This is a genomic window from Amphritea atlantica (assembly GCF_018860855.1).
GTDB lineage: Bacteria > Pseudomonadota > Gammaproteobacteria > Pseudomonadales > Balneatricaceae > Amphritea > Amphritea atlantica_A.
Window position 1 is genome coordinate 82,602 of the sequence record NZ_JAHKQE010000012.1, and the last position, 11,943, is coordinate 94,544.

General features: G+C 49.2%; 5 protein-coding genes, 4 tRNA genes and 1 other RNA gene. 9 read left to right on the top strand and 1 reads right to left on the bottom strand.

Annotation, left to right across the window (positions count from 1 at the left end; translation table 11 throughout):
- Window positions 1-55: 55 nt before the first annotated feature.
- From KO512_RS04760 to KO512_RS04785, 6 genes are all read left to right on the top strand, one after another.
- Window positions 56-132: transfer RNA gene (locus KO512_RS04760), tRNA-Arg, on the top strand.
- A gap of 49 nt (window positions 133-181) precedes the next feature.
- A non-coding RNA gene (locus KO512_RS04765) (RtT sRNA) lies at window positions 182-304 on the top strand.
- Between the two features lie 86 nt (window positions 305-390).
- A tRNA-Thr gene (locus KO512_RS04770) sits at window positions 391-466 on the top strand.
- A 199-nt stretch (window positions 467-665) separates the two neighbouring features.
- Window positions 666-742 (top strand) — tRNA-Asp (locus tag KO512_RS04775).
- Between the two features lie 69 nt (window positions 743-811).
- Window positions 812-887 (top strand) — tRNA-Thr (locus KO512_RS04780).
- A gap of 386 nt (window positions 888-1,273) precedes the next feature.
- The gene (locus tag KO512_RS04785; RefSeq protein ID WP_215951196.1) at window positions 1,274-2,932 is read left to right on the top strand and encodes a diguanylate cyclase domain-containing protein; all 1,659 of its coding nucleotides are present in this window, start codon (window positions 1,274-1,276) and stop codon (window positions 2,930-2,932) included.
- Between the two features lie 198 nt (window positions 2,933-3,130).
- On the opposite strand, the gene KO512_RS04790 is transcribed toward KO512_RS04785, so the two are convergent.
- Window positions 3,131-4,441 carry a hypothetical protein gene (locus KO512_RS04790; protein WP_215951197.1) on the bottom strand — a complete coding sequence of 437 codons (1,311 nt, stop codon included), beginning with the start codon at window positions 4,439-4,441 and terminating at the stop codon, window positions 3,131-3,133.
- A 568-nt stretch (window positions 4,442-5,009) separates the two neighbouring features.
- On the opposite strand from KO512_RS04790, the gene KO512_RS04795 reads away from it, so the two are divergent.
- Genes KO512_RS04795 through KO512_RS04805 form a run of 3 tightly spaced genes read left to right on the top strand, consistent with a single transcriptional unit; the run spans window position 5,010 to window position 11,862 of the window.
- Window positions 5,010-8,360, top strand: coding sequence for a DUF2126 domain-containing protein (locus tag KO512_RS04795; protein ID WP_215951198.1), 3,351 nt, complete (start codon window positions 5,010-5,012; stop codon window positions 8,358-8,360).
- Window positions 8,361-8,410: 50 nt separating this feature from the next.
- Window positions 8,411-10,963 (top strand): circularly permuted type 2 ATP-grasp protein, encoded by a 2,553-nt coding sequence (locus KO512_RS04800; RefSeq protein ID WP_215951199.1) that lies wholly within the window; start codon window positions 8,411-8,413, stop codon window positions 10,961-10,963.
- Window positions 10,960-11,862 carry a transglutaminase family protein gene (locus tag KO512_RS04805; protein WP_215951200.1) on the top strand — a complete coding sequence of 301 codons (903 nt, stop codon included), beginning with the start codon at window positions 10,960-10,962 and terminating at the stop codon, window positions 11,860-11,862. Before KO512_RS04800 ends, KO512_RS04805 begins: the two co-directional genes overlap by 4 nt.
- Window positions 11,863-11,943: the final 81 nt, after the last annotated feature.

The window sequence follows — 11,943 nt, forward strand, 5'->3', positions numbered from 1 at the left end:
GACAGTACTTCGCTAGATCGGTAATATACACGCCCTCATCTTTACGATGACTTGTGCGCCTGTAGCTCAGCTGGATAGAGTAGCAGGTTCCGATCCTGTTGGTCGGGGGTTCGAATCCCTCCAGGCGCACCAAAAAATCATTAAGAGCTATAGGTTATTCGTTTGCCAATAGAGCTTAATAAAGTGTTGTCCGCCTGGCGGGTGAGAAGCTCCGATGGGGTTTGAGCCGAGCGAAGCGAGACAATATGCCGAAGGCATAGCCCGAAGGGAACGGCGTAGCCGTATAATCCCTCTAGTTACGCCGTAATTTATTAAGAACTACAGGTTGTTCGTCTACCGATAGTCTTTAATAAAGTGCTCAAAGGGTATTACTCTTTAGGCAGATCCAGTGCCGCTATAGCTCAGCTGGTAGAGCAACTGACTTGTAATCAGTAGGTCCCGAGTTCGACTCTTGGTGGCGGCACCATTTTTATCAGGTTTCTTATAGAAACCGACCACTGCGGAGTGGTAGTTTGGTTAGTATGTCTGTCACTCTTGTAGGAGTAACGGTCGCGGGTTCGAGTCCCGTATAGTAAGCCACTGCGGAGTGGTGGTTTGGTTAGTATGTCTGTCACTCTTGTAGGAGTAACGGTCGCGGGTTTGAGTTCCGTATAGTAAGCCACTGCGGAGTGGTAGTTCAGTTGGTTAGAATACCTGCCTGTCACGCAGGGGGTCGCGGGTTCGAGTCCCGTCCATTCCGCCACTATTTAGAGAGACTGTTAGCATGCTGATGGTTATCTCGCCCAGTTAACGATTGTTAGCTGTCTGTTAAGCCGCTATAGCTCAGCTGGTAGAGCAACTGACTTGTAATCAGTAGGTCCCGAGTTCGACTCTTGGTGGCGGCACCATTTTTCTTAAATCTCTTGTTTAAATGATAGTGCTTGTGATGCGTTGTTACAGGGAAAATTGATCACTGTGCTGACGCGTTTTATTACCTTTATGGTTATCGCAGTCAGATTCTTTTCCATCGTTTAGGCTGGCCGATGTGCTTTCCTCTTTATCGCTAGAAAGGAAAAATGAGCTGCCGATAACCTTATAACGCTAGGCGCTCTTGGTGAGATTTTGGTTGTTTTACATTACCTATTGCGTTTGAATAAAGTCGATTGTCGTTGTTGTGCTAGTCGATAGCGGGCCCGGCGAGTGAGATTGATTCTTTAATCCTGGGAAACAGCGTACACTGTTTTACTGACTATTCATGGATGTTTGCAAAAGCCATCATACTCATAGGTAATAGATGAAGGTCATAACGGAAAAAAGCTCAAGCATCATCAATTCCTTTTTTTCTGCATTTGTATTAGTTGGCTTGGCCGCGGCTCTTCGGGTGTGGCCGCTCAATGTGTTGGACTCAGAACTTATTTGGCTAACCTTTTATCCGGCGGTGTTTGCTTCGGCGCTCTATCTGGGGGGGCTAGCTGGTTTGCTGGCCATTTTCCTGTCCTGTTTGGCGGTCACTCTCCTATGGCCATTATTGGCGGGCCAACCTGTTATTAGCAATGGGCTAGATGTTGCTGAAATGGCTGTGTTTGCTGCTATTGGTGGTTTTGTCTCCTATCTTGTCGATCGCCTGCGATGTACGCGAAAGGCACTCAAACAGTCTGAACTGAAATCGCAAGCCAGCATCGAGCAGGAAACTTTTACACGGTCAATCCTTAACTCTATGCCGAGTATGATTGGTTATTGGGATCGTGACTTATATTGTCGCGATGCTAATGATGCTTATGTTGAGTGGTTTGGCCGGCCGCCCGAGAAGATTATTGGTTTGACGTTTGAGGAGTTGGTGGGTGAGCAATTATTTGCTTTAAATGAGCCTTATATCCGGCGAGTTTTAGCGGGCGAGCCGCAACGCTTCGAGCGCACATTAAGTAAAGCCGATGGTAGTGAAGGGCATATTATTGGCCACTATATTCCGGATTTTGACGTCGATGGTACAGTCAGGGGGTTCTCCATTCTGGCTAGTGAAGTCACCGTCCTTAAGGAGACGGCGGAGACACTTAAACTCGCTGCCTGTGTGTTTGATAATACCCTTGATGGCGTACTAATTACCGATACCAATGGCATTATTCTCTCGGTTAATCCTGCGTTTACGGAAATAACCGGTTACACCGTTGAAGAAGCCGTTGGTCAGACCCCGCGAATGCTGCAATCAAATCAGCATGACGATGCCTTCTATGTGGCGATGTGGCAGGATATAGCCAGTAAGAGTCGTTGGAGTGGTGAGATATGGAATCGTCGAAAAGACGGGGATCTATACCTCGAACGGATGACCATCAGTATGGTGCGCGATGTGGATGGCGAACCGGTTCGTTATGTCTCGGTTTTTAACGATATTACGGCGCTGAGACGTAAAGATGAGCACATTCGACACTTGGCGTTTCATGATGGTTTGACGGATTTGCCCAACCGTACTTTGTTGATGGATCGCATTAGCCAAAAACTGGTAAATATCCAGCGTGAAGAGTGTAATTTGGCGCTCATGTTTCTCGATCTTGATGGTTTTAAACCGGTTAATGATCGCTTTGGTCATAATGTCGGTGATTACCTGCTGAAAGAGGTCGCGAAACGGCTGCTTGCACTGGTGCGGGAATCTGACACGGTGGCGCGAGTGGGTGGTGATGAGTTCATGTTTATTCTTAATAACCCGCAAGGTAGAGACGAAATTAACGATATTGCTCACCGTGTTATCAGCTCAATTAATGAGCCTATCGACATCTGTGGGGAGGTGCTTCATATCGGAGCATCGATTGGTATATCTCAGTATCCGACTGACGGGCATACGTCGACAGAGTTAATCAAAAATGCTGATATGGCTATGTATACGGCTAAGCGCTTAGGTAAAAATAATATTCGGTTTTTCTCGTCTGATGATAACGATTTATCGGCTGTAGATTCATGATTATCCGTTAAAAAAGAGGCTAGCAGAACGGCCCTGTTCATCGGTCCTCTTAAACTGTTAATCTTTGGAATCCACTTCTGGTTTAGGTCGTTTTTAGGTTTTTTTAGACAAGTATTGTGACCGTCAAAATTCACGTATTTTTCATTAATCCCTTGATTGTCTAATCGAGGGGTAATCCATTCCTTGAATCAGAAAAACTTAACTAATGTTTCCTATGCTGGCGTAGAACCATATTACCGCAAAACCAACGGCTAGCATCGTAGGGCTGTAGTACCGATTAAATTTCATTAACGTGAGGGCTGGTAAGCCATAACGTGACTGCAAACTAAGTTGAACACCGGAGAACGGTGATACGCCAACGCCGATAGACCAGCTGAGTAACAGGGTAATACCTAATAGGTTAGGGTCGCTGACGCTCGGCATTAAAATACTGCCAGCGAGTACGGCGGTGGTCACAGGATGCATGCCGATCAGTGCTAACCCCACTAATGCGAGAAGTGTTAGACAGGCCTCGGGAGCGGTGAAATGTTCCGGTGCTAAACGTATCTGCAATGATTCTAATAGGGCGGCGACGCCTGCGGCCATAACTGCTGCGGCAAGAAACAGCGTAACTTCGCTACTCAGTTTAGGTAAACCTTCATGTACATGGTGCTTTAGTAGGCGGAAACTGTTCATGCCCTGCTTAAAGGGCAGGTATATTATGACAAACAGAATGGCGATTAAGGTGACTAATGTCATCACCGGTAAAGTGGGCCAGCGCCAATGTGCGATTATCACCAGTATCGCTAGCATCAGCGGCATCCATAGCGCTTTAAAGTGCATGGGGTAGCCCTGAGTGTCCAAGATGTCAGGGTGGCGTGAGATCTGCCAGCTGCTCAGTAATAAGCCGATCAGCGCTGTTGGTAGGCCAAACAGCATCAATGTGCCAAGCTGCGCGCCCGGTGCGCTGATGAGTATGACCCCCATGGAAGCGAAGAAGGGCGACCAGATAGCGCAGATGCTGAATGCTCGCAATAGCGTGAGCCCTTGCAATGGCGTCAGAGACTGACGGGCGCTGAGTCGGTCGCCGACAATCATTACCGATGACATATTGATGACGGCGGCAATTAGATGACTACCGAAGAGTGTATTGAGTATCGCCTTGCGACCCGTTGGTAATTGTTCATTACAACGGATGTTGTTGGCTGCAATGATGCGCAGAAAGCTGACCCCGATGAGCATTGCGACCACCAACTGGTTGGCTTCAATGGCTTTAAATAGATAGCTATTATCCGCTCCGTTGAGCAGACCAAAGGTAAGGCCGATCACGCCGATGGATAACAGTATGACGCTCTGAATGAGTTGATTACGCTTCTGTTGTCGAATCAATAAAGCCACGGCAGCCCAAGCAGGAATGCCTGCAATATAGCCGGGAATGATGTGGGTGAGCGCCGAGATGAGCGCCAGTAACAGCATGAGCAAAAGTATCCAGCCGGTCATGGCTGAGGGTGATTGAGGCTGTTGATTCATGGGTCATCCATACTGATAGCGCAGAGTGGGCGATCATACAGCTTCATGACGGAGCTGTCCGCTGGACAACAAAAGTTATTATTGATGGTCGATGATGTCTAGGGGCTGTGGATAAATGAGCGGCTTAAAGGTAACGACTGTGTCGACATTGTGTGGCTGGTTATTCAGGCTTGCGCGTTTTATTGTTAACGACGTATATAAATAACTGTCTCTGGCCTGTTTATTGCTCTACCTTAAAGGCAGGCTAAAGGATGGCTTGTTATGCGCTGATGCTGTGCGCGGTGACTAAGACGGGTCGTTTTTTTAGCGGCGATGTGAATTATTCGCTCCTTGATGGTGCGTAGCTTGTAGGATTCAACTATTTTTACAAGCAGGAACGTGAAACGCTACTTTTGATTACTTGCTTATGTAGTGTCAATGGCAGCACTATGATGTAAACCATTATCGTTTGTCATACTCAACGGTGATGATAGATTTTTGAACTGCCCCCTATTTATGGGTAGTGGCTGAGCTCAGCTTTATGTATATTTTTTTGAATTAGGTTTTATATCGATCTACGGGGTACCGAATGGCTATACGAACCGCAATCCACCACATCACTGAATACCGCTTCGATAAAGCGGTTGAAATGTCCCCGCATACGATCAGGTTGCGACCTGCGGCACACAGTCGTACGCCAATTAAAGCCTATTCGTTGAAAGTGAGTCCGGAAAATCACTTTATTAATTGGCAACAAGATCCATTTGGTAACTTTCTAGCGCGGATTGTCTTTCCTGAGAAGAGCGATCATCTGCGGGTTGAGGTCGAAGTCATCGCCGATATGACGGTGATTAACCCATTTGATTTCTTTCTTGAAGAGTATGCGGAAAAGTTTCCCTTTAAGTACGAAAAAGAGCTGCATTCAGAGCTTAAACCTTATCTTGAAATCGTCGATCATGGACCTTTGATTCGAGAATGGGTTCGTTCTGTTCCCCGTGATCCGATGCCGATGAATGACTTTTTGGTCTATCTGAATCAGCGTCTAGAGCAAGATATTGATTACAACATTCGTATGGAACCTGGGGTTCAGAGTGGTGAAGAAACCCTGCAACTGAAGCGCGGCTCTTGTCGTGACACGGCATGGTTGTTGGTGCAGATTCTACGTCATCTAGGTTTGGCTGCTCGCTTTGCCTCAGGTTATCTCGTGCAGTTGGTCGCCGATGTGAAGGCCTTAGACGGCCCTTCAGGAACCGAGACTGATTTTACCGACTTGCATGCGTGGTGTGAGGTCTTTATTCCGGGCGCAGGCTGGATTGGACTCGATCCAACTTCAGGCTTGTTTGCTGGTGAGGGCCATATTCCACTGGCTTGTACACCATCGCCACGTTCTGCTGCTCCTATCGCGGGGGGAATTGATCCTTGCGAAGTTGAGTTCTCATACAGCAATGAAGTGGTCCGTATTCATGAGGATCCGCGAGTTACCAAGCCTTACACAGAAGAGCAGTGGGCTTATATTGAAGCCCTTGGTGAGGCGGTCGATCAAAAACTGGTTGAACAAGATGTGCGCCTGACCATGGGTGGTGAACCGACCTTTGTATCGATTGATGATATGGATGGTGCGCAGTGGAACACTGAAGCCTTAGGTGAAGCGAAGCTGAGTTTAGCGAAAGATCTTCTCTTCCGCTTGCGTGATAAATTCGCCCCCGGCGGTCTGTTACATTATGGTCAAGGTAAGTGGTACCCCGGTGAAGAAGTACCTCGTTGGGCTTTGGGTTGTTTCTGGCGTACCGATGGGCAGCCGTTGTGGCGTGAGCCTAAGCTGTTGGCGCGGGTCGATAAAGATTATGGCGTCACACGTAAGGTAGCGAAAAAGTTTGCTAAGAGTTTGGCAAAGAAAGCGGGTTTAGCGACGTCTCGGGTCATACCTGCTTACGAAGATACGCTTTATTATCTGTGGAAAGAGCAAAGCTTGCCGGATAATGTTGATCCACTGAAGGCCGACCTTAAAGATGATCTGGAGCGCAAGAAACTGGCGCAACTGTTATCGCAGGGGTTAGAAAAACCGGTGGGCTTCTGTCTGCCGTTAGGTTGGGACTATGGTACTCAGCATTGGCGTTCGAGTCCTTGGCCTCTGCGCCGGGATACATTGACGTTGATTCCGGGTGATTCACCGATTGGTCTGCGTTTGCCGCTTAATTCATTACCGGTCGTCACCGATGAAGCGTTGCACCGAGATCAAGGGCGCGACCCCTTTGCTGCTGCTGAAGAGCTTCCAGAGGCAGGACAAAGTTCAGCGATGGCTTATGCCGACGAGTCTGACGTTAAGCCTGCGGATAAAGTAACTCAGCCGGTTGAAGTGGTGCGCACCACGCTGTGTATTGAGCCTCGTAATGGATGTTTGTTCCTCTTCTTACCGCCGTTGGAGCATTTAGAGCATTATATTGCGCTGATCGAACTGATTGAAGATACCGCTGCGGAGATGGATCTGCCCGTCGTCATTGAAGGCTATGAAGCGCCGAAAGATGATCGCTTGCGTTGCTTTAAGGTAACCCCCGATCCGGGTGTAATCGAGGTGAATATTCACCCGTCTGATAACTGGCGTGATCTTTCCGATAATACCCAGATGTTGTATGAAGAGGCGCGTCTATCTCGGCTTGGCGCTGAGAAATTCATGCTCGATGGCCGCCATACCGGTACCGGTGGTGGTAACCATATCACCTTGGGTGCAGCGACTGCGGCGGATAGTCCGTTCCTGCGTCGCCCAGACCTGTTGCGTAGTTTTGTTACCTTTTGGCAGCACCATCCGGGGCTTTCATATCTATTCTCCGGCATGTTCATCGGCCCAACTAGCCAGGCGCCTCGGGTGGATGAAGGCCGTGAAGAGATGCTGTATGAACTGGAAACCGCGTTTGATCTGATGCCTGATGGCATTGTTGATCAGCCTTGGTTGATTGACCGGTTGATGCGGAATCTGCTGGTTGATATTACCGGTAACACTCACCGCTCAGAATTCTGTATTGATAAACTCTATTCGCCGGGATTATCATCCGGACGGCAGGGCCTACTGGAGTTTCGTGGTTTCGAAATGCCGCCACATCCACAGATGGCTTTGGTGCAGGCGTTGCTCATTCGTTGTTTGATGGCGCGTTTCTGGGAAGAACCCTATAAAAAGCCGTTGGTACGCTGGGGCACCGATCTGCATGATCGCTTTATGATGCCGCACTATGTGTGGGCGGATATCCGGGAAGTGGTTAAAGATTTACAACAGCACGGGATTCCTTTTCAGCAGGAATGGTTAGCGCCATTTGAAGAGTTCCGTTTCCCACATTACGGTAGCGTGAATATTGATGATGTGCGGATCGAGTTGCGCTGGGCGATCGAGCCTTGGCATGTCTTGGGTGAAGAGGTGGGTAGTTTTGGTACCGCGCGATTTGTTGACTCATCGGTTGAACGTCTACAAGTTAAAGTCGAAGGGTTGACGCCGGATCGTTATGTACTGGCCTGTAATGGCCGTCGTTTACCGCTCCGGTCAACTGGACAGAAGGGTGAGTTTGTAGCGGCGGTGCGTTATAAAGCGTGGGCACCGCAGTCTGCATTGCATCCGACCATCGGCGTGCATTCGCCCTTGATTTTCGATCTAATTGATACTTGGAACGGACAAACGATAGGGGGTTGTAGCTATCATGTGGTGCATCCGGGTGGACGAAGCTATGAAACCTTCCCTGTGAATGCGTTTGAGGCTGAATCTCGCCGAATTAATCGTTTTGGCAATACTGAGCATACGCCGACCTTAGATACTAAGCTGCATATGCCTGAATTCAATGGGTTACGTGAGTTCTTTGCCAACCATACGCCACCACGGCCGATGGCGCCACCACAGGAAATGCCTACAAATGAGTACCCACATACCCTTGATCTACGTAGACAGATGGAAACCTAGCTCAGTCATGGCATACTATGCAGCCGAAATAATGTTGGTATAGATACTTAATGGAAACTCGAGCCGCAGAAAGCCCTGACGAGCTGAACTATAAAGCCGCCGGCTCTGGATACGATGAGGTCTATGGCAACGAGTCTGAGATTCAGCCGCATTGGCAGTATTTGTTAGATGGCTTGAAAACCTTGGGTGCTCCAGGGATTCATGAGCGTCAGCAAAAGGCTGAGCGTATCTTGCGTGATGATGGTGCCACCTATAATAGTGGGTTCCCATCGAGTGCGACTTGGCAGCTTGATCCTGTTCCTGCGTTGATTGCGAGCGAAGAGTGGGCCAGCATTGAGTCTGGTCTACAAGAACGCGCTGAGCTGTTGGATCTGGTCTTAAAGGATCTCTATGGTAGCCGTGACCTGATTCGCCACGGGGTATTACCGCCGGAACTGCTCTTCAGCCACGGCGGTTTTCTGCGTGCCTGTGATGGCTTGTCGTTACCCGGTGAGCATCAGTTGGTGATGCATGCGACCGATATGGTGCGAGATCATGAGGGCAATATGCTGGTGCTGGGTGATCGTACTCAAGCGCCTAGCGGTGCCGGTTATGCGTTGGAAAATCGCACGGTGATGTCGCGAGTACTGCCTTCGTTATTTCGTGATAGCCATGTACACCGCTTATCGTTGTTTTTTCAGTCGTTACGGCTAAAGCTCAACAACTTAGCGAGTCAGATTACGCAAGAACAGCCGCGTATCGTGATTTTGACGCCAGGCTCTTACAACGAAACCTATTTCGAACATACCTATCTGGCTAACTACTTAGGTTTTCCTCTGGTTCAGGGGAGCGACCTGCGGGTGAGTAAAGGCTACTTGTGGATGAAATCCCTCGGTGGTCTGGAGCGGGTCGATGTGGTGCTGCGTCGGGTGGATGATTTTTACTGTGATCCGGTCGAGCTTAAAAGCGATTCCCGTCTTGGCGTGCCTGGGTTACTCGAAGTGGTGCGCTCGGGACGGGTCATTGTGGCTAATCCGATGGGTTCCGGCTTCTTGGAAAACCCCGCATTACTGCGCTATCTACCGCAAATCGCTAATCACTTTCTTGGACGCGAAGCACAGCTCTCATCTGTTAAAACCTATTGGTGTGGCGATCCTCAGGATCTGACTTATGTGATTGAGCACATTGATCAGTTAGTGATTAAGAAGTGCTTCCGTCGGCCTTCGGAGCACAGTATTTTTGGTTCCGAACTCGATGAACCTAAACGTTTAGCGCTGATTGAAAAAATACGTCAAGAACCGCTGTATTTTACGGCGCAGGAATATATCCGCCCATCGACGACACCGTCATGGAAAGACAGTCAGTTGTTGCCGCGCCCATCGATATTACGGGGCTTTTCTGTCGCGATGGATTCCTCTTATCATGTGATGCCTGGCGGATTGACGCGGGTGGGCAGTCAGTCGGATAGCCTAAACCTGAGTAATCTTCGGGGCGCGACCAGTAAAGATACTTGGATCTTGGCTTCTGAGCCGGAAAGACAGATCTCGTTACTCGAGTCACAACCGTTGCCGATACCGACGCCTGCGCAACCGCGGATCGCCTTCCCTTGCCGGGTTGTCGAGAATCTCTACTGGTTGGGTCGTTATGCGGTGCGGGCTGAAGCGGCGCTACGGTTGTTGCGGACGGTTTTTGTACAGATCAACAGCACCTACCATATGCCGAAAGAGACCGAGCAGGTGTTGTTACAGACCGTGACACAGCTAACCACTACCTATCCCGGCTTTACCTTATCGGGATCGCCTATACCGGCACAGCCGGAAGCTGAGTTGTTATCGGTGGTACTCGATGGCAAGCGTGCCGGTAGTGTCACGGCAAACTTGAATGCCCTGTTGGAGTGTTCCGATCAGGTGCGCGAGATGTTGTCGGCGGATACCCAACGGGTTATCAATGACTTGCGTGATGAACTCGGAGGTTTGGCTGATTCGCTGAAACAGGGGCTGACGGCCGCACCTGAAGAAGCGCTGGATCCTTTGGTAACCACACTATTAGCACTGTCGGGCTTGTGGCAGGAGAGTATGGTACGTGGCTTAGGCTGGCGCTTCATTGATATGGGATTGCGGGTTGAGAAAGCGCTACAGGCGGTCTCTTTGATTCGTGCCTCGTTGGTGCCTGTGTTGCCTAAATATCAGCAACAGCAGGTCTTAGAGTCTGTGTTGTTGAGTTCTGAGGTGTTGATCACCTTCCGTCGCCGAGACCGTTCTGGCAGCGATATGGCGCAAGGGTTGCAGTTGTTGTTATCGGATAGTAGCAATCCCCGTTCCGTGTTCTATCAGGTGGATCAATTACGCAAACATTTAGCCGAGCTACCATCGGCAGCAAATGGTTCAGGTTTGGCGGATGAAGATCGGTATATGTTGGAGGCCTCTTCTGCGATTCAGTTGTGTCAATTGGAAGAGCTCGTGGTCGAAGATGAGGATGCAGGCACACGTGTGGGGCTTGATCAACTGCTGTCCCGTTTACAGCATCTGCTGCATGAGACCTCGAATCAAATTAGTACTAAATACTTTGATCAGATCAAGGTGCATCAACAGTTGGTACGGACCGATTGGGATGAGGAACTATGAACTACCGTATTCGTCATATCACCCATTATGAATATGAGAAGCCGGTAACGCTGTGTTACAACCGCGCCTATCTGCTCCCGCGAAATACTGATTACCAAAGCTGCACGGCGAGCCGGATTGAGATCTATCCTGCGCATACATTGGGTCAGCAGCGGGTGGATTATTTTGGCAATAAAGCGTACTTCTTTTCGTTGGAACAGCCCCATAAAGAGCTGAAAATCGATGTTGTCAGCGATATTAAGGTGCATGATAGTAAATATATCCATGAATGCGAGTTAGGTCTCGATCTGGGCAATACCTGTGGTCAGGCGCTGGTTGCGTTACAAAAAAGTCGTGAATTGCCAGTATTAGAGGCGCGGGAATTTGTCCTGAATTCGCCGATGATTAAAGCAGCCGCCTCGCTGCGCGAGTATGCACGGCCCTCTTTTGCGAGTAACCGGCCGTTACTGTCGGCGGTGCGAGAACTGACACACCGGATCTATACCGATTTTACCTATGATCCTGAGTCTACCAGTATTGCGACACCTCTCGATGAGGTGTTACGAAATAAACGCGGTGTGTGTCAGGATTTTGCGCATCTAGCGATAGGCTGTCTGCGGTCATTGGGGTTTCCCGCTCGCTATATCAGCGGTTATCTGGAAACTTTACCGCCACCGGGGCAGGAAAAATTGGTGGGTAGTGATGCATCCCATGCTTGGTTCGCGGTTTTCTCACCGGATGAAGGCTGGTTTGAGTTTGATCCGACCAATGACAATATGCCTGCTGAGCATCATATCACTACAGCTTGGGGCCGGGATTACGGTGATGTATCGCCGTTGAAAGGGGTCTTTTTCGATGGTGGTAAGGGTCAAAAATTAAGTGTATCCGTTGACGTTAGTCGGCTACCCACTCAGGAATAATGGCGGGTTCTCTCACCTTGAAACGAGTGTTTCAGGCGCGGATGAATCTGCGAAGGCTTCACTAATACAATCGCAAGGATG